16 protein-coding genes and 1 pseudogene are annotated in these 18,864 nt (G+C 56.1%); 7 read left to right on the plus strand and 10 right to left on the minus strand.

Going from position 1 to position 18,864, the window contains the following annotated elements:
- Nucleotides 1-304: 304 nt before the first annotated feature.
- Nucleotides 305-2,109: pseudogene (locus ABC336_RS19695) on the minus strand (alpha-glycosidase).
- A gap of 159 nt (nucleotides 2,110-2,268) precedes the next feature.
- Entirely contained in the window at nucleotides 2,269-3,285 is a 1,017-nt protein-coding gene (locus tag ABC336_RS19700) for a LacI family DNA-binding transcriptional regulator (protein ID WP_413240263.1), read from the minus strand.
- Nucleotides 3,286-3,672: 387 nt separating this feature from the next.
- Here ABC336_RS19700 and ABC336_RS19705 point away from each other — a divergent pair, with 387 nt between their 5' ends.
- The 3 genes from ABC336_RS19705 to ABC336_RS19715 are packed head-to-tail and all read left to right on the plus strand — an operon-like array spanning nucleotide 3,673 to nucleotide 7,170.
- Entirely contained in the window at nucleotides 3,673-5,010 is a 1,338-nt protein-coding gene (locus ABC336_RS19705; protein WP_413240264.1) for a sugar ABC transporter substrate-binding protein, read from the plus strand.
- 19 nt (nucleotides 5,011-5,029) lie between these two features.
- Nucleotides 5,030-6,337: a sugar ABC transporter permease gene (locus ABC336_RS19710; RefSeq protein WP_413240265.1), complete on the plus strand. Its 1,308-nt coding sequence runs from the start codon at nucleotides 5,030-5,032 to the stop codon at nucleotides 6,335-6,337.
- Complete coding sequence (locus tag ABC336_RS19715; RefSeq protein WP_413240266.1) at nucleotides 6,334-7,170, plus strand: sugar ABC transporter permease; 837 nt, start codon at nucleotides 6,334-6,336, stop codon at nucleotides 7,168-7,170. The genes ABC336_RS19710 and ABC336_RS19715 overlap by 4 nt, the downstream gene beginning before the upstream one ends.
- A 114-nt stretch (nucleotides 7,171-7,284) precedes the next feature.
- Here the strand turns inward: ABC336_RS19715 and ABC336_RS19720 are convergent, their stop codons facing one another.
- From ABC336_RS19720 to ABC336_RS19750, 7 genes are all read right to left on the minus strand, one after another.
- Nucleotides 7,285-7,758, minus strand: coding sequence for a DUF4358 domain-containing protein (locus ABC336_RS19720; protein ID WP_413240267.1), 474 nt, complete (start codon nucleotides 7,756-7,758; stop codon nucleotides 7,285-7,287).
- The gene (locus ABC336_RS19725) at nucleotides 7,755-8,900 is read right to left on the minus strand and encodes a DHHW family protein (RefSeq protein ID WP_413240268.1); all 1,146 of its coding nucleotides are present in this window, start codon (nucleotides 8,898-8,900) and stop codon (nucleotides 7,755-7,757) included. Before ABC336_RS19725 ends, ABC336_RS19720 begins: the two co-directional genes overlap by 4 nt.
- Before the next feature lie 17 nt (nucleotides 8,901-8,917).
- A complete protein-coding gene (locus ABC336_RS19730) occupies nucleotides 8,918-10,324 on the minus strand; it encodes an MBOAT family O-acyltransferase (protein ID WP_413240269.1) in 1,407 nt (468 codons plus the stop codon).
- A gap of 66 nt (nucleotides 10,325-10,390) precedes the next feature.
- Nucleotides 10,391-11,050 carry a GDSL-type esterase/lipase family protein gene (locus tag ABC336_RS19735; protein WP_413240270.1) on the minus strand — a complete coding sequence of 220 codons (660 nt, stop codon included), beginning with the start codon at nucleotides 11,048-11,050 and terminating at the stop codon, nucleotides 10,391-10,393.
- Nucleotides 11,051-11,229: 179 nt separating this feature from the next.
- Complete coding sequence (locus tag ABC336_RS19740; RefSeq protein ID WP_413240271.1) at nucleotides 11,230-13,086, minus strand: sensor histidine kinase; 1,857 nt, start codon at nucleotides 13,084-13,086, stop codon at nucleotides 11,230-11,232.
- Nucleotides 13,083-13,757, minus strand: coding sequence for a response regulator transcription factor (locus ABC336_RS19745; protein ID WP_413240272.1), 675 nt, complete (start codon nucleotides 13,755-13,757; stop codon nucleotides 13,083-13,085). Before ABC336_RS19745 ends, ABC336_RS19740 begins: the two co-directional genes overlap by 4 nt.
- Nucleotides 13,758-14,036: 279 nt before the next feature.
- Nucleotides 14,037-14,774 (minus strand): Crp/Fnr family transcriptional regulator, encoded by a 738-nt coding sequence (locus ABC336_RS19750; protein ID WP_413240273.1) that lies wholly within the window; start codon nucleotides 14,772-14,774, stop codon nucleotides 14,037-14,039.
- A 219-nt stretch (nucleotides 14,775-14,993) separates the two neighbouring features.
- Here ABC336_RS19750 and mobA point away from each other — a divergent pair, with 219 nt between their 5' ends.
- Genes mobA through ABC336_RS19765 form a run of 3 tightly spaced genes read left to right on the plus strand, consistent with a single transcriptional unit; the run spans nucleotide 14,994 to nucleotide 17,306 of the window.
- Nucleotides 14,994-15,638 carry a molybdenum cofactor guanylyltransferase gene (gene mobA, locus ABC336_RS19755; protein ID WP_413240274.1) on the plus strand — a complete coding sequence of 215 codons (645 nt, stop codon included), beginning with the start codon at nucleotides 14,994-14,996 and terminating at the stop codon, nucleotides 15,636-15,638.
- Nucleotides 15,610-16,395, plus strand: coding sequence for a formate/nitrite transporter family protein (locus tag ABC336_RS19760; RefSeq protein WP_413240275.1), 786 nt, complete (start codon nucleotides 15,610-15,612; stop codon nucleotides 16,393-16,395). Before mobA ends, ABC336_RS19760 begins: the two co-directional genes overlap by 29 nt.
- Nucleotides 16,392-17,306 carry an L-lactate dehydrogenase gene (locus ABC336_RS19765; protein ID WP_413240276.1) on the plus strand — a complete coding sequence of 305 codons (915 nt, stop codon included), beginning with the start codon at nucleotides 16,392-16,394 and terminating at the stop codon, nucleotides 17,304-17,306. The genes ABC336_RS19760 and ABC336_RS19765 overlap by 4 nt, the downstream gene beginning before the upstream one ends.
- A gap of 473 nt (nucleotides 17,307-17,779) precedes the next feature.
- Here the strand turns inward: ABC336_RS19765 and ABC336_RS19770 are convergent, their stop codons facing one another.
- Nucleotides 17,780-18,454, minus strand: coding sequence for a hypothetical protein (locus tag ABC336_RS19770; protein ID WP_413240277.1), 675 nt, complete (start codon nucleotides 18,452-18,454; stop codon nucleotides 17,780-17,782).
- A gap of 272 nt (nucleotides 18,455-18,726) precedes the next feature.
- Between ABC336_RS19770 and ABC336_RS19775 the strand changes: the two genes are divergently transcribed.
- A complete protein-coding gene (locus ABC336_RS19775) occupies nucleotides 18,727-18,864 on the plus strand; it encodes a cytochrome c oxidase subunit 2A (protein WP_413240278.1) in 138 nt (45 codons plus the stop codon).

Here is an 18,864-nt window from a genome sequence, read left to right on the forward strand (position 1 = left end):
CAGGGTAAACCACCTTTCAGCATAGTTGGATTGTTGGAATGCAATAAAACCTGCATGTTAAACCCGACTGCAACGGACTGGCCATGCGATTGCTTGGTTGGTTTCACCATCCTTCCTCCAGGAGCACAATACAAACAACCCCGCAATCTTCACTGAGAAGATCACGGGGTTGTTCCCGGTCCGCTACGGACAGAGAATACAGCGCCCTCAAATTGTGATTGTCTGGCATTTGCACAACCGGCAGGCTATGAACAGAAGATCATTGGCCGCATTGGTTGCGTTTTCATTGTAAAAGGATCATCTATTATTTGTCAACTGAAAAAATAGTTTCCAGATTATCCGCCTGATCCGAAGCTGCAGGGGTACGCAGAATACGGTAACCGTAAGGCGGCAGAGTCAGAGGGATCGCGCCTTGCCCGGCCGGGGCGGAGGTCTCGTTGTCGAGCATATACCACGGCACATGCTCTGCGGCGGGTATGGTCACGGACACCTGCTCATCGGCATTGTTGAGGACGAACAGGAAGCGGTCCGTTTCATCCCATCGCTCATACACGAGCAGCTGCGGATGCCCGGCAATCGGCAGGAATTGGATGCCGCTTCCGCGCAGGGCTGCATAGGATTTGCGCAATGCAATCATGCGGCGGAAGAACGCATACAAGTCCTTGTTTTGCTTGGCCGGATCCCACTCCATACACTTGCGGTTGTGCGGGTCGTATTCCCCGTCCAGTCCCACTTCATCCCCGTAGTAGATGCAGGGTGTACCTTGGAAGGTCAGCTGGAACAAGACGGCAAGCTTCATCCGTTGGACATTGCCGCCGCACAGCGTCAACAGTCTTGTCGTGTCATGGCTGCCCAGCAGGTTAAAGGCGACCTCGGTGATCTGCTGCGGATAACTGGCGAGCTGCTTGTGGATGGAGTTGGCGAACTGGTCGGCATTCGTCAGCCGGCGGGCAAAAAAGTCGAGCAGGATGTTGGTGAAAGGATAGTTCATCACCGCATCGAACTGGTCGCCCTGCAGCCAAGGCATCGAATCGTGCATGATCTCCCCCAGGATATAGGCTGACGGATTGGCCTGCTTCACTTCCCTGCGGAAGTCCCGCCAGAACTGATGGTCGACTTCATTGGCCACATCGAGCCGCCAGCCGTCGATCCCCATCTCTTCGATCCAGTAACGACCCACGTTCAGCAGGTAGGCTCTGACCTCGGGATTCCCGGTATTGAGCTTGGGCATGATCGGTTCAAAGCCGAAGGTGTCGTAAGTAGGGATGCCGTCTTCCACCGTCAGCGGCCACTGCCGGATATGGAACCAGTTCGCATAACGCGATTCCTCTCCTTTAGCCAGCACGTCGAGATAAGGCTTGAAGGTATGGCCGCAATGGTTGAACACGCCATCGAGCAAGACGCGGATCCCTCTCGCATGGCAGGCGTCTACAAGCTCCTTGAGCTTCTCCTTGGTGCCGAATTGCGGATCAATCTGCAGATAATCGCTGGTGTCGTACTTGTGATTGGTTGTAGCGGCGAACAGCGGATTGAAATAAATGGCCGTGATGCCGAGGTCGCTCAGATGATCGAGATGGTCGAGCACCCCCTGCAGATCGCCGCCGAAGAAATTGGTCGGCGTCGGCGCGCCACCCCATGCCTGCACACCTTCCGGATCGTTGCTCGGATCACCGTTGGCGAAGCGCTCAGGAAAGATCTGATAGAATACCGCATCCTTGGCCCAGCCGGGGGGCGAGTGGACATCCTCCGGATTGAGGAAGGGGAAGTCGAACAGGCCTTCGTACATGACGGCGGGCGGATGCCGGAAAAATCCCTTCTCCAGCACGTAAACGATTTCATCGCCTTCGCCATGCAGCTCAAAATAATAGGCCAGTCTGCGGAATTTGGGCTGGACCTCGGCCTGCCAGTAATCGAACAGCTCATCCGAGGATAGGCGGATCATGGCGATCGAATCGTGATATTTCTGCCAGTCATACTTGCGCCGCAGATCAGCTGAACGTGCGGGACGTTATCCCGCTTCGTGCGGATGCGGATGTGCAGCGTGGAGTCATTGTACGCATAAGACCAGTTCTGTCCCATACGGTGGTGAACGGCTTCCAGCATGATCATGATATCTAGACCTCCTGCAGGCAAGAGAACACAAAAAAGGGCCCAACCTCTGTAGGAAAACGAGGTTGAACCCGAAAGTTTCATTGCCTTTAAATTTTCTACATCATACCATATCCATATTGTCAATACAATACAGGAATAAAGATTTTTATGCGGCGATTATCCCCGCAGAGAAGACTCGCGTACGATCAGCCGATGGGGGATAATGTACCGCTGTCTGTCCACTTCCTCCCGGGAGAGCAGCTGCAGCAGGCTGTGGGCCGCAGTATATCCCAGCTGATACGTGCCGATATCCACGCTCGTCAAGGAAGGCGTGGACAGCTCGGACAGCGCGATGTTGTTGAATGCGGCAAGGCTGATGTCGCGCGGAACCTGGTAGCCCAGCTCGCCAAGTCCGCGCAATACGCCGAAGCAGACGGCGTCATCAATGACGACTAGCGCTGTCGGCCGCTCTTCCAGCTCCATCAGCATCGAGATCGCCCGGAAGCTGCTCTCTTGCAGCAGTTCACTGTCGATGATCCATTCTTCCTTGACGGCATAGCGGGCCTCGGACATCGCCTGAAGATAGCCTTGTCGTCTGTCTCTATGGACCATCACATGCGCAGGTCCGCCGATGAAGCCGATCCGTCGGTTGCCCTGGGCAATCAGATGCTGCGTGAGTTCATAGGCGGCTTTTATATTGTCGGTGTCAACGGACAAGGCTCGTGCGGAGCCTTCATGGCGTCCGATTAGCACATAGGGAAAACCCTCTTCCTCCAACAGCCGGATCAACGGATCGTCCTCTCTTGAACTGAGCAGGATGACCCCATCCACCCGGCGGCCTCTGACGATGCGGGCAAGGGCAGCCAGCTCTTCCCGCTCCTGCGAAGCGGTCGTCATGAGGATGTCATAGCCGGCACGGGAAGCGCGTGAGGAGATGCCGCGCATGAGCTCGGGGAAGAAGAAGTTGCCGAACATATCGTTAGCCGATCGGGGCAGCGAGATGCCAAGGGTCGAGGTTGTCCGCCTGACCAGTCCCTGAGCGGCGTGATGCGGATGATAGCCTAGCTCATCCAGCACTTTTCTGACCCGGATAATCGTATCCTTGCCGATTCTGCCGTTGCCCGCCAGAACGCGTGAGACGGTGGAGGGAGATACATTGGCCTTGCTGGCAACATCCTTTATGGTGACTCTCATAACAGCCTCCCGTCCGATTGTGCAAACGTTTGTCCACTCTGATTTCTTATCATAGCCCAACTCAAGGCATACGGTACAATGGAGATATTTCATGCGATCGGAAGCTTTGGGGAGAAAACGAAAGATTTAACTCGATTACATGTTTATTTTTATTGATTTCTCCCGAAAAAGCAATTTGCAAACGCTTTTACGCCTGCTGTATGATGGAGGCGAGCAAAAACGTTTACCAGTTTTGGCATGATAATTTAAAGGCAATGTTACCTGGAAGGGTACAACCTCGGCACCTTGTGCAGCGGGTTGTGCCCTTTTTTGCATGCAGCTCAGGCACCCCGGCTGGTATAACGTTTGCGCAGTAACTTATTCTGATGTGTAGAAGGGGCGGTTACGATGAATCAAGAGAAGAGACGGAAAAGAACTCCGATGACCATGATCACGCTATGCTTGGCGATGACGATGGTACTGGCGGCTTGCAGCACTAACGGGGGCGGCAGCGGGACTGGCGGCAATCAGCCTGCGAATACCAATAATAATGCTGTCAATGCAGGCAATATGGGAAATGCAGGGCAAGAGGAAGAAGAAGACATCGTCCCGGAAGAGGGAGCGGAGCTGGTCGTCTGGGAGTCCAAGGAGCAGCTTGCGTATATGCAGGAGCTTGCTGCCGCATTTGAGGCGGAGTATGGCGTACCGGTGAAGATTGAGGAGCTGGCCGGCGGCGAGCAGGGCGGAAGGCTGGCGACGGACGGCCCGTCCAAGCTGGCAGCCGATGTGCTGACGATGCCGCATGACCAGATCGGTCAGGCAGTTACAGCAGGTCTCTTGCTTCCCAACGACGTGTTCGAGGAAGAAACCCGGGCCACCATGGTCGAAGCGGCGATAACGGCTTCTTCCTATGATGGTGTGCTATACGGCTATCCCAAGTCAGTCGAGACATATGGCTTGTTCTACAATCAGGATCTGATGCCGGAGGCGCCGCAGACCTGGGATGATGTGATTGCCTTCGCCAAGGATTACAACGATCCCGGCCAGAACAAATATGCGATCATGTGGGAGTTCGTCGGTTATTACACCTATCCGTTCATCGGCAGCTTCGGCGGTTATATCTTCGGCGATGACAATACGGACCCTTCCGATCTCGGGCTGAACAGCGAAGGCACAGTCGAAGGCTTCACGTTCCTCCGCAGCCTGCGCGAGATCCTGCCGATGAACGCAGGGGACGTTACCTATGATGTGAAGACTCAGTTGTTCCAAGAGGGCAAACTGGCGATGAATATCGACGGACCGTGGTCGGTGGCGGCTTTCAAGGACAAGGTGAATTTCGGCGTGGTGCCGCTGCCGCAGACACCGGAAGGCAGCCCGTCGATGTCATTCTCAGGCGTCAAATCTTATTATGTCAATTCTTACTCTAACTATCCGATCGCAGCGCGGCTGTTTGCGCAGTTCGCCAGCAGCAAGGAGAATCAGCTCAAAAACTTCGAGATGACCGGCGCCATCCCGGCGAACATCGAAGCAGGCGAGGATGCTGCCATCCAGGACGATCCGATCACCAGCGGTTTCTTCGAGCAATTCACGAACTCCACGCCGATGCCTTCGATCTCCCAGATCAACTCGGTATGGGATCCGCTCAAGGCGGCATTCATCTCCGTATGGGACGACCCGAACGTGGACGTTCAGCAGATACTGGACCAGACGGTGACGACGATCAAGGCCGACATCGATTCGAAATAAATGACAGGTGGGTAGCCGCATGCACAAAAAAACCAAGGCCGTCGTTCTCTCCATTGTCTGTATGGGAGCGGGTCAGCTCTATAACCGGCAATATCTGAAAGGGCTGCTGTTTCTGGCCATATACGCAGCTGGATGGTACAGTCTGCTGCAATCGCTGCTTGGCTATCTCCAAGGCCTCATCACGCTCGGCGTTCAGCCGAGCGCGATGGTCAAGGTTGGCAGACTGACCAAGATGGTGGAGGGCGACCATTCCATTTTCATGATGATCGACGGGCTGATTGCCTTGCTTGCGGTACTGCTGCTTGCCTTCTTGTACGCGCTGAATATTCGGGATGCTTATCTGGTCGGCCAATCGCGGGATCGGGGCGAGCATCCCCGTCATTTCGCAGCATCGCTCCGTGAGATCAACCGCAAGCATTTTGCTTATCTCGTGCTGGCGCTGCCTGCGGTGGCCGTCTTGTTCCTGACGATTCTGCCGATCATCTTCTCCATCCTGCTGGCCTTCACCAACTATGCCGATCCGATCCTGCCGCCGGCCAATCTGGTCGACTGGGTCGGGTTCGACAACTTCCTGAAGATGGTCAATCTCAAAGTATGGAGCTCCACCTTCGGCGGCGTGCTGACCTGGACGCTGATCTGGGCAGTCATCGCGACGTTCACCACGTACGTCGGCGGCGTGCTGGTGGCAGTGCTCATCCAGCAGCCGGGCATCCGCTTCAAGAAGCTGTGGCGCACCGTGCTGATCATCCCGTTCGCGATCCCAAGTATGATCTCGCTGCTCGTGATGCGCAACATGTTCAACAACCAGTTTGGCCCGGTCAACGGCTATCTGCGGGCGATGGGGCTGGACGGCATCCCGTGGCTGACCGATCCGTTCTGGGCCAAGGTGACCGTCATCATCGCCAACATGTGGCTGGGCATCCCGGTCACGATGATCCTGGCGATCGGCGTATTGACGACGATCCCCAAGGATATGTATGAAGCGGCCGAGGTCGACGGGGCGGGTTCCGTGCAGAAGTTCCGCCTGATCACGCTGCCGATGGTGCTGTTTGCCACCGCGCCGATCCTGATCATGCAATTCGCCGGCAACATCAACAGCTTCAATGTCATCTATCTGCTGACCGGCGGCGAACCGGTCAATGCCAACTACCAATATGCCGGACACACGGATCTGCTCGTGACCTGGCTCTACAAGCTCGCACTCAACCAATCGCAGTACAGCTTCGCTTCCGTCATCGGGATCGTCATCTTCCTGATGGTCGCCTCCTTCTCGATCTGGAGCTACAGGCGTACACGATCCTACAAAGAGGAGGACATGATCGCATGAGAAGGGGACCGACGACGACCATCAAGCTGTCGATTAGCTATCTGATCCTGATCATCCTGAGTCTGGTCAGCCTGTTCCCGGCGCTCTGGATTCTCATGTCTTCGCTCAAAGTGGGCAACAGCCTGTTCAGCGATACCTTCATCCCGAGGGAGTTTACCTTCGAGCACTATGTGAACCTGTTTCAGAACACCCGGTATCCGTTGTGGTTCATGAACACGCTCAAGGTGGCTGCGCTGTCGACCATCTTCGGGACGTTCCTGCTGCTGCTCTCGTCTTACGCCATCTCGCGCTACCGGTTTGCAGGGAGACGGACGGCGCTGACGACGCTGCTGGTGCTGCAGATGTTCCCGGGCTTCATGGCGATGATCGCCATCTATGTGCTGCTGAACACGATGGGCCTGCTCAATTCGCACTGGGCATTGGTGCTGGTCTACAGCAGCGGGGCGATGGTGACCAATGTGTTCGTGGCCAAAGGGTTCTTCGACACAATCCCGAAGAGTCTGGAGGATGCCGCCCGGATCGACGGCGCCAGCCACCTGCGGCTGTTCTTCTCCATCATGATCCCGCTGTCCCGGCCGATGCTCACCTATGCCGGGCTGATGATCTTCAACGGCTGCTTCGTAGACTTCATCTTCGCCGATCTGATCCTGCGGACGGAAGACCAGCGCACGTTGGCCGTCGGCTTGTACCAGATGGTCAGCCAGCGCAACTCCACGGAGTTCACGATGTTCGCCGCAGGCGCCGTCCTGGTCGCGCTGCCGGTGACGACGCTGTTCCTGTTCCTGCAGCGGTTCCTGGTGGAGGGACTGACGGCGGGCGCGACGAAAGGTTAGATATACTATAACCCCACAAAGTGGAGCCTTGGCTTCGACGCGGTGTCAGAACCTTTGCGGAGAGCCCCGGAAAACAAAAGGCCGGACCCGAAGCTTATCGCTTGGGTCCGGTTTTTATTTCAAAGCTTCATCAAACGCGCGTTCCATATGGACCGCCTCAGCCGACACTGCGAAGAACACGAACGGGCCTGTAGCTTTCAGTACATGATTCTCGATCAGATGATAGGCCTCGGGGCGATAGTCTCTGAATTTGACCGTCTGGGTCTCGACTCTATGCCGGATCTGATCCATTACCGCTTCGGTCTCGCCCTCATCCTTGACTTTGATGATGGCCAGCTCATCCGCTTCTACATTGGAAACAGCCGTATAGAGCACGAAGTCTGCAATACTGTTCATCTCAATCGCATAGGTCTTGCTCAGCTTCCCGGCATCCGCCGGCTGCATGCCGCCCAAGTCTGCCGCTTCCCGGATGCGGTCGCCCACTTCGGCGGCCGTTATCGTCTCGTAAGCTCCCCGCTGACCGGAGCATCCGCTCAGGAGGCCGACCGCTGCGGCAAGCAGGAGCAGGATAACCAATCGATGTCTCATTGTATACCCTCCGTTATATTCAGAATAGACGGATCTTCGAAAAAGGTTTTGGCGTTGTACAAAATCAGCATGTCCCGGATCCGGTGTTCCTGCACGAGCTCCAGCAATGGCTCATCGTAATACCGGAGATCGACGACATGAATCTCGCCGAAGTGTTTCGTCAGGAAGGGGATCAGGCTGTTGGCGTAGGAATCCTTGACCACCAGCAGCTTGCTGTCCGCGGGGGCTTCCGATCGGATCCGGATCAGGCCATGGTTGCCGTTCAAGAAGATGGCGTACTTGTCCTTCTTATCGAGATGCTCCAGCTCGTACAGGGAATCCGCGACCCGGCCTTCGTCGACATAAGTTACCTCGACCCGTTCCTCCGGCTTATGGAGATAAAGTGACATGCGATCGGGCTCAAGGCGGCGATAGCCGCTCTTGGAGTAAAGCGACCCATAGAATGTTCCGGTCACTTGTCGGATGTCGAAGGCAGCTTCGTCTTGCGGTACGAAGCCCATCTGTCTGCCAAGCTCCCGGTAGGCATGATAAGCGCCCTCAGTCGTCCAATGATGGTCTGTCCTATAAAAGAGCGGCCGCTCGCGATGAGCCGCCAGTGCAGCATAAGCATCCACATAACGTACGGATGCTGGCAGCAGGCGCCGGATATGCGACAGGTCGGAGGCCTGGTCGCCGACTGGAGCATAATCGGGCAGCTTGTCCGCCATCAGGGCAGCGGCGGTCGGTGCCAGCAGCAGATGTGTTCGGAGTTCTGGCGCAGCTAGGCTGAAAGCCCGGATGGCCTGAACTCTGTCCTGCAACTGGTCGGCAGACGGGGAGGTGTAATGCTCCAAGAGGTAGCCGTCCCTGCCCAGATAGACGCCGTTGCTGTCCTTTTTGCCCCATGCCCGGTCAACCTCTGTCTTCGCGCCGACCCAGGCGTCCCGGAATGCGAACTGATCGGTCGTATACCGTTCGTGATCAGTCGTGTATTGACCGCTTCGGATCGCATGCCACGAGAACTCCGGCCGTCCGGCCAGCACCCGGTTCTCGGATGCCGAGAAGGTCTTATCTGCCGTGAGTAGGTTGGCAGCAGCTATCGCGCCTATGAATATCAGCAGCAGCAGTCCCGTAACGGAGCTGCGCTTGGCCTCCCATGTCATCCAGACGCCTCCTCCCCTTAAAAGCGAAAGTATAAAAATGGATTGTACGTCTCATCCACGAGATAAGCCGTCGACAGTACCAGCGCTGCCAAGTAACCAGCCGGAACGGCAATCGCGCCGGCCAGAGGCCACTGGTCCTTCACCCGCAAGGCGAGTCTGCGCGGCAGCGGCGTCGCGCACAGAACAGCTGCCAAGAGCAGGAGCGCGTTAGTGGACAGATCATATAGTGCCTGTGTATCCGCCCATCCGGCAGACGAGGCTCCGAACAGCGTCCCGATAAACGTCCATGCGGATCCCAGATGGACGAATTCGAACCATACCCAGCCGATGATGACGGCCAGCATCGTGTAGAGATGACCGGCGGGGCGCCCCCAGCGCTGCAGCCATTGCAGCAGAAACAGCTTCTCCATCGTCACCAGCAGTCCAAAATATAGCCCCCAGATGACGAAGTTCCAACTGGCTCCGTGCCAAAGCCCCGTCAGCAGCCAGACGATCAGCAGATTCCGGAGCTGCTTGCTGAGTCCAGCCCGGTTTCCGCCAAGCGGAATATAGACGTATTCTCGGAACCAGGAGCCCAGTGATATATGCCAGCGCCGCCAGAATTCCGTCACGCTCCGGGAGATGTACGGATAATTGAAATTGAGCTGGAATTCAAACCCGAACATCCGGGCCAGCCCCCGCGCCATGTCCGAGTAACCGCTGAAGTCGAAGTAGATCTGCAGCGTAAAAGCCAGGATGCCGAGCCAGGCGGCCAGCACGGTGAGCTCGTCTGCAGGCGTCGTTTTCACGCTGCTCCACAGCAGACCGATGTTGTTGGCCAGCAGCACTTTTTTGGCCAGTCCCCGGATGAACAGCTCCGCCCCTTTGCCGAACCCCTCCAGCGTCACTTGGCGCTCGGTGAGCTGCTTGGCGATATCGCCGTATTTGACGATCGGACCTGCCACCAGCTGCGGGAACATCGTCACGTACGTGCCGAGATGTATGATGTTCCGCTGTGCCTCTGTCTTGCGGAGGTAGACGTCCGCGACATAGGACATCGTCTGGAACGTGTAGAAGGAGAGGCCGATCGGCAAGGGCAGATCAGCGGCGGTCAGCTGCAGGTTCAGCAGCCCGTTGAGGTTGTCGACGACGAATCCGGCATATTTGTAAAATCCCAGTATCGCCAGGTTGCCGGTGATGGAGAGGATGAAGACGGCTCGTGCAGCCATCCTCCGATCCCTGAACCTGTCGATCAGGAGGCCGTTCACATAATTGAACAGCGTGGAAAAGATCATCAGGAAAATGTACAGCGGTTCTCCCCAGGCATAGAAGACGAGGCTGGCTGCGAACAGCATAGCGTTTCTCAGCTTCTTGGGCGAGAGATAATACGCCACCAGCACGGCAGGCAAAAATTGAAACAGAAAATTCAGGCTGCTGAATACCAACGCTATTTACCTCCCGAGCGCGCCGGAGCGGGTCCGGCCTCGAATGCGACAGTACTGCACATGCGTTTACGCGTCCTTCAGATATTCGAGCAGCTTGGGATAAAAGGCCGCCTGAAAATGAATGCCGTCCGTGTCATACAGATTCGCATATTGAGTGACCAGCGGCGTCAGATCGACAAACCCGATCTGCTTGTCGGCGGCCAGCTTTTGGAGTCCTTCATTATAAGCGTCGATGTTCCGGTAGCGCGGCTCCGCTTCCTCGGCGTCAGCCGTAACGGGCGCAACGGACAGCAGGACGATCTTTGTCTGGGGCAGCGGCACCCGGATGCGGTCGATCAACTCCCCGTAGTGCGTGAGCGAATGCGTCTGCGGATCGTCCGTCGGCCACAGGATATCGGTTGAGCCCAGATGGATGAAGACACGCTCAGGCTCGCGCGCGACAAGATTGTCCACGTCATCTTCCATAAGTGTGAATTCTGCCGTCTTGCCCGCGCCGGCAATGACGCGCTCCTCGCTCAATATGTCGTGAAAAGTCAGTCCCTCCGTGATCGAATCGCCGAGAAATACCGTGTCCCTGTACAGCTCCTCGTAGGAAGTGGAAGGCTCGCTTGCGGGCTCCGCTCCCTTGGATGGCGGCGCCTCCCCGGGGGCGGATTGTTGATTGCACGCGGCAACCGATAAAGCGATGATGACGATGAGCAGCAGCTTAAGTCCTTTGGTATGCATCTTTCATTTCCCCTTTCTCTTGTTCTATAGAAGTGTACAAGAGAGAAATAAAGATGAGGTGCAGACCGTATGCAGATGAAGTGAATTTATTTGCAGAAAGGGGGAGCGGACTGCATACGAAAAACAAGCGCCGAACCTGAAGTTCTGCGCTTGTTCCTTGTATGTGAGCGGCCACAGACTTATGGATTGTCTTTCTCTGCGGCTGTGATATCTTCGGCACCAAGCTTGCTCAATTCAAAATAAAACTTCACGCCATCCGTCGTATTGGCCGCTCCGTAGCGGGCTCCGTGCAGCTCCAGGATCTGTCTGGAGATCGCCAGACCGAGCCCAGTGCCGCCGGTTGCCCGATGTCTGGACTGTTCGCCGCGGTAAAAACGATCCCATATTTTCTCCAGTTGTTCCTCTGGGATACGCGCGCCTTTGTTCTCGATGCAGATCTTCACCGTATCCGGTTCCTCGATTGTCGTCACCAGGATCTGCTCGCCTTCCGGCGTATAGCGGATCGCGTTCGTCAGGAAGTTCACAACGACCTGTTCGATGCGCAGCGGGTTGGCGACCACCTCGGCAGGGACGAAGCGGGTGTGCAGCCGCAACCGCCTGTTGGCCATATCCTGGGCCAGCTTTTCGCATACCCGCTCCAGCACCGCATCGATACGGAACCGGGACAACGCCATGTTGTACGTGCCGGATTCGTATTTTGCCAGCTCCAGCATATCCGAGATTAACAGGTTCATCTTCCCCAGCTCGTCTTCCATCGCGGTCCAATAATACTCCCGCTTCCGGCTGTCGGGCTTATCCTTGAGGATATACATGCAGCTCTCGATGACACTAAGCGGCGTTTTCAATTCATGGGATACGCCGGCGATGAATGCTTTGCGTGTCTGCTCCAGCCGCTTTTCTTGCGCGATGTCCTGCTCCAGCCGGTCGATATGGCTGTGCAGCAAGCCGGACAGCTCGTTGATGCTGCCGGAGAGACTGCCGATCTCATCTTCGGTGGCGACGGGGAGCCGGACAGAGAAGTCCAGGTTGGCCATTTTTTGCGTAGCTTCGTTCATGCGCAGCAGGGGGCGGGCGATCCGGCGGGCATAATAATAGGATGCCAGCAGGACGAGCAGCAGCGTGCCGGTCACGACATAGCCATAGTATTGGCGGGCCACGCCCACGACTTCATCCACCGGTTGGAGCGATGTCATCGCGAACTGAAACCCGGCGTCACCTGAACGGTCCGTCGTCGGCGTGATGAATACTTTGTAGGGGATATTGTTTTCCTCGTAATCGAGGATGACCTCGTCCGTGGGGCTGACATCGCCGAAGAGCAGATCGGCCTGGAAGGCCTTTATCCTCTCCAACAACAAGTGGTTGGTGTACCGTGATTCGGCCGCTCCCTCGGGTGTCCGGACCGCTGTGACGGTTCCGAATGCCAGCACGCTCGGGTAATGATTACGAAATTCGTCCCCATCCTCGGAGCTTTGGGAGACTTCCAATTCCTTGCGTACGAGCGCTTCATTTTCCAGTTGGCTCTCATCACGCAGATTAGCCCTGTGTTTGGCAATGCGTTGAGGATACAACCGATTGTTGATTAACAAACCTTCGATGGCGATAGGTTCCCCCGGCGTAACGATATAATGGGGCTTAAGCGGATAATCGTCTCTTAGCTCTTCTACGTTCAGCACCGTATACATGGGAATGGTTATCGACTGCCCGGCGAGCTCAGGAGCGTTCTCCGCGCCTTCCAATGTCACCACGGTTTCAAAATTATCCGCAAATCGCAGATGGCCCTCGGCGTCCAATCGGATCACCCAGGTATTGTACTGCTGATAGAAGAGCTGCTCCTCCGCATAGGCGGTCTGGGCATCTCCGCTATCCGTCTGTGTCTCTTGAGCGAAGGCTTGGAGTGCGGACTGGACGTTGCCGACCTTCTGGTGCACATAGTACTGCTGAAAAAACACCGTCTGGGCGACAAAGAGACCGGCGACGATGAGGGTGCACAAGCCCGCCGTCAGCAGGAACAGCTTAAGGACGATGCTTTTCCTCATGACTCTGCCTCGAATTTGTATCCGGAGCGGACGACCGTAACGATGTGCTTGGCATGTCCGTGCAGCTTGGCCCGCAGATTGCGGATATGACTGCTCAGCGTCCGGTCGTCGCCGGCGAAGTCATAGCCCCAGATTTTCGTGACCAACTGCTCCCTGCTGAGGATGATGCCGCGGTTGTGCATCAGGCAGGCCAGGATCTCGAATTCGGTGTGCGTCAGGCTGCAAGGCTGGCCGTCCACGGTCGCAGTCCGCGAAGGGAGGTGGAGGACGATACCGCCGCCTGCCAACGTGTGCTCCGCCTGGCGATGCTGTCGCCCCTCCAGCAGCCGCTTCGTCCGTGCGAGCAGGATGGGCGGACTGCACGGCTTCACCACATAGTCATCTGCGCCCAGTTCGAATCCCAGCAGCGTGTCGTCCTCGTCCGAGCGGGAGGTCAGCATCAGGATCGGCACGTTTGACGTCTTGCGGATCCGGCGGCAGACGGACCACCCGTCCAGTTCCGGCAGCATGATGTCCAGGATGATCAGGTCGATCTCATGCTCCTGGAACAACGCCAGCGCCTGGCTGCCATCGCCGGCCTCCAGCACCTGGTATCCCTCATCGATCAGATATTCCTTTGTAATTTCCCTTAGTACCTGCTGGTCTTCCACGATCAATATCGTCTTCGGCATGTCGTACCCCTTGATGATTAGGTTTATACACACGATGTTACCATGTTTGGGAAGAGGGCTCAAAGCAAAAAGCCGAATCCCCGGCGGTTACGCTCTGGATCCGGCATTCGTATATGGAAAGGAACGTCACTTTTGGGGGATCTTAATCGGGGGCACCCCCGAAAGTAATCGGATTAGGCTACAGCGCCTCACTTCACTTTTGGGGGATCTTAATCGGGGGCCCCCCCGAAAGTAATCGGACTAAGCTCCAGCGCTTCACTTCACTTTTGGGGGATTTTTTTATACTCGGCAGATATCCTTAGGGCAGTTCTCGCATTTGCAGATGTTCTGCAGATACTTGAGGTCCTTGATCAGCACCGAGCCGTTGTCCACCGCGATCGCATCCGCACGCCGCAGGTCCGAGAGAATCCGGTTGACGCTCTCGCGGGTCGCGCCGATCATCTCGGCCATCTCGCTGTTGGTGATCTTCTTGTCGATCCGGATGCCGTCCTTGCACTCTGTACCGTACGAGTTGCCGAGCCGGATGATGAGCGAGCAGAGGGCGCCGGGCTTGCCGTAGAGCAGCAGGTCGCGGAATTTCGTCTGCGTCATCCGGTGCATCACGCCCATCCATTTCATAAATTCGATCGCCAGATCGCCATGCTGCCACAGCATCGTCTCCAGATCCTTATGCTGGATGATGCCGATCTCTGCATCCTCGATCACTTCGGCATTGAAACTCTGCACCGACTGTTGGAATGGATCGATCTGGCCGAACATATCGCCAGCATGGTGCAGATAGAGTGTGATTTTGGTGCCGTTGTCGGTCATCTTCGTCAGCTTCACGCGGCCCGACTTCACGTAGTACAGGTATTCGGCCGAATCGCCGTCCCAGAACAGGTATGCTCCTGCTTTAACCTTGTTGATATACATCAGACTTGTAAGCTTTTCTATATTATCGGGGGAGAAGTAAGCCGAGATCCCTTGAGTGGCTGTCGGCTGATGCTCCTGTGCTGCTGCACTCACGGCGGTCTTCATGCTGATTGGCCCCTTTCATCGGATAGTTTTTCCTTTATAATAAAAGTATACAATGTCACACCTGCGGGGGATATCGGGAGAAGCCCTAAAGTTGAGCGCCGGATCAAGGGGATTCCCCTAGCCGGCATGTGACATTGATCACTGCGTGAAGAACGGATTGGTGGTGTAATAAAGACACAACAAAAGGTCATGACAGCCGCGAGGCGGCAAGGAGGATGCATGATGCTGACAGGGATTATTGTGGCAAACGGGCATAGCCGACGGATGGAGGGCGAGAATAAAAGCTTGCTGCAGGTTGGCGGCGAGGCGCTCATCCAGCGGCAAATCCGGTTAATGAAATGTGTCTGCAGCGAGATCATTATTGTGACCAATACCCCTCGGCTTTTCCTGCGCAAAGTGGACGAGTCGGTACGGATTCTGACGGATTATTACCCTAATCGCGGACCGCTGGGCGGCATGCATGCCGGTCTGACGCTCTCCCGCAACAAGCACGCCTGGATCGCAGGCTGGGATATGCCCTTCCTCTCCTGGGAGGCCGCCTCTCTGATGCTGCGTCATCTTCAGCCGACAGCGGAAGCCGTATTGCCTGTGATCGGCGGGACGGCCCGGGTGCTGCACGGCATCTTCGACCGCTCCAGTGCGGTCAAGATGGAGACGCTGCTCATGAACGATCTGGCGATGCTGCCGGCTTTGCTCGATGTGCTGGAATGGCAGGAGATGCCCGAATCCGAGTTTGTCCGCTCCGGCATCGATCCTGGTTTTGTAACGGCAATCAAGACAAGAGAGGATTATCTCGAGACACTGCGTTTGCTGGAAGGAAAGGATGTCGACACCTATGGAACACGCTCCCCTGCGCCGGGTTGAGCAGCTCGCACTTAAGAAGGAAAAAGTTTATCGGAACAACAAGCTTCACTATCTGCTGCGGGCGATGCTGGCCAGTATGTTTATCGGCTTCGGCGTTATCGTCGCCTTCAAGACCGGCAGCTTCTTCTATGCCGACCAGTCGCCCTTCCTGTATCCGATGGCAGCCATCACCTTCGGTGCGGCGATCATCCTGATCTCGTACGGCGGCGGTGACTTGTTCACAGGCAACACGTTTTATTTCACCTACGCGGCGCTCCGGGGCAAGCTGAAGTGGGCGCGGGTCGTCACTTTGTGGCTCTACAGCTATGGCGGCAATGTGCTGGGCGCGGCTGCGTTCGCTTTGCTGATCTGGGCGACGGGACTGTTCCGCGAAGTCTCGGTGCATGCCTTCCTGCTCGAGGTCGTCGAGAAGAAGATGCATGCGCCGACGATGGAGCTGTTCTTCCGGGGGCTGCTTTGTAACTGGCTCGTCTGTCTTGCTTTTTTCATCCCGATGAACTTGCGGGGCGACGGTCCGAAGCTGTTTGCGATGATGCTGTTTGTGTTTTGTTTTTTCATCTCGGGGTACGAGCATAGTATAGCCAATTTATGTACATTTGCTATTGCTTTCGTCGTAGATACGCAAGGCTCCGTGTCGGTAGGCGGCATGCTTCATAATTTGATCCCCGTTACGCTGGGCAATCTTTTAGGTGGTGCAGTATTTATGGGGTGGATGTATTACAAGGTTAACAAACCATTCGAGGAGGAGTCGGCATGAAAAAGACAAGGGTAGTTGTAATCGGTGTGGGCATGGTGGGGTCGACCACAGCCTATACGTTGTTGTTGCGGGAGCGCGCGGACGAGCTGGTCCTGATCGATGTGGATCATAACAAGGCAGTCGGCGACGCGCTGGATATGAACCATGGCATGCCGTTTATCGGCCATACCGAAGTGTGGGCGGGTACGTATGAAGATTGCAAAGACGCCGACATCATCATCATCACGGCTGGTTCGGCGCAGAAGCCGGGGGAGACGCGCACCGATCTGCTCAAACGCAACGTGTCGATCTATGAGAGCATCATCGATGAAGTGCTGAAGTACAACGATAACGGCATCCTGCTGCTGGCTACGAATCCGGTAGACATCATGAGCTACTTCTCGCTGAAGAAGTCGGGCTGGCCGATCAACCGCGTCATTGGTTCGGGTACACTGCTGGACAGCGCCCGCCTCCGCTACCTGATCGGCGAGGAGCTGAAGCTCGATTCGCGCAGCGTGCATGCACACATCATCGGTGAGCACGGCGACTCGGAGCTGGCGGTGTGGAGTCTGGCCAATGTCGCCGGCGCGCCGGTGGAGCTGGATGAGGCGACGAAGGAGAAAGTATTCGTCGATACGCGGGATGCGGCTTACCAGATCATCGAGGCCAAAGGCGCGACTTACTACGCCATCGCGCTGGCACTCGACCGGATCGTCACCGCGATCCTCCGCGATGAAGCGGCAGTGCTCAATGTGTCGACGCTGCTGCAGGACTACTATGGCATCTCGGATGTCTACCTCGGCGTCCCGTGCGTGGTCGACCGCCAGGGCGTGCGCCAGGTGATGGACATCGCGCTCACCGACGAGGAGCAGCAGCTGCTCCACAAGTCGGCCGACAAGCTCAAGGACCTGATCCGCTCGATCGAGAGCTAGCTGGAAGCTCCAGGCTCGAGGCCTGTCCCGTTACGGGGCAGGCTTTTTTGGTTGTTTTGGAGCGCGTTCAAGTGGCAATCTGCTGCAGACGCCCGCATGTTTGTCGTGCCGCCGTGCCGGAATGCGTCGAAATAACTGCCGTATGGCATTTGGATGGAGCGACCAGGCCGGAATGCGTCGAAATAACTGCCGTATGGCATTTGGATGGAGCGAACAGGCCGGGATGCGCCGAAATAGCTGCCGTATGGCATTTGGATGGAGCGAACAGGTCGGAATGCGTCGAAATAACTGCCGTATGGCATTTGGATGGAGCGAACAGGCCGGAATGCGTCGAAATAGCTGCCGTATGGCATTTGGATGGTGCGCCCGGGCCGGAATGCGTCGAAATAACTGCCGTATGGCATTTGGATGGAGCGGCCGGGCTGATATGCGTCGAAATAACTGCCGTATGGCATTTGGTTAGAGGCCCACGTTTAAAGCCAGTCGTTTGTTAGCGAGGGTGTCAAGGTATAGCGACAGATCCTTGTATCTTTCCCCCCAATAATATCAGGCCGAAGTTGGCCTCTGTCACACAAAGACTTTAATATTCGCACAGCTTTGCGATGGCCGATACCGGTTTCCTTTACTACATCGATTGGGCGCACTGGTTTAGTGCCCCGGGCAGCCAATCGCAGGATCTCCCGCTCTATCAGCGTGTACTGCTCGGTCTTCTCTGTGAGTACCATCAACTGCGCCAACAGCGCCTTGAAGAAGCCGCGGATCACTTCAGGGTTAGCTTCCAGTTCGTCGTAGGGGACGACGATGACGCGGTAGCCGAGAACCTGGAGGTAAATCTCCCGATTAAGCTCCCGTCGGTACCGGATCCGGTCCGTGTTCTGGACGTGGGGGCCGAACCCCTTAATCTCAATCACCAGCTTCAGCTTCCCGCAGATCCACACAAGGTCCAGAAAATAGGGGCTGCCCCGCCAATCCAGCACTTCATACTCTGGATGCAAATTGTCGAAGTTACCCACCAGCTCATACCAAATCTGCTTCGCAAACAATCGTTCTCCGTGTCCATGCCCGCGTTCCAACCGACTGCGCCGCTCTCCTGTACACATGCGTTTATGCATCTCCAGCCACGCTTTGTGCGCTTCCTCAAATCCCATCTGTAAGCCTCCCAAACGACAAAAAACGCCCCAATCCCCCTTGAAGGAGGACGGGGCGTGCTTCGCCGCGCAATATTTCTTTCATTATAGTACGACCATCCAATCCTGACAACCAAAAACTTCACTCCCTTCTCTCCGCCAAACGTAGCAATCTGACCATATGTAACACAATGTTAACAAAACACAGGGGTGCGATGTGACGGCAATCACTGAGCATGGAGGCAGTGCCCCTTACAATGAGAGAGAACGCAAAGAGATAGGGAGGGCACACAATGACTAAACCGCTCGGAAAGGAAAGCAAGGACAAGGAGCCGATCTTAAAAGGAACATTCGCCGCGGTCCTGCTTCTCGCAGCATTTATCGTCGTGACTTGGCTTGGCGTGTTCGTGTTATTCATATCGAGGGGGTAG

The sequence above is a fragment of the Paenibacillus jepli genome (assembly GCF_047238105.1).
Lineage (GTDB): Bacteria > Bacillota > Bacilli > Paenibacillales > Paenibacillaceae > Paenibacillus_D.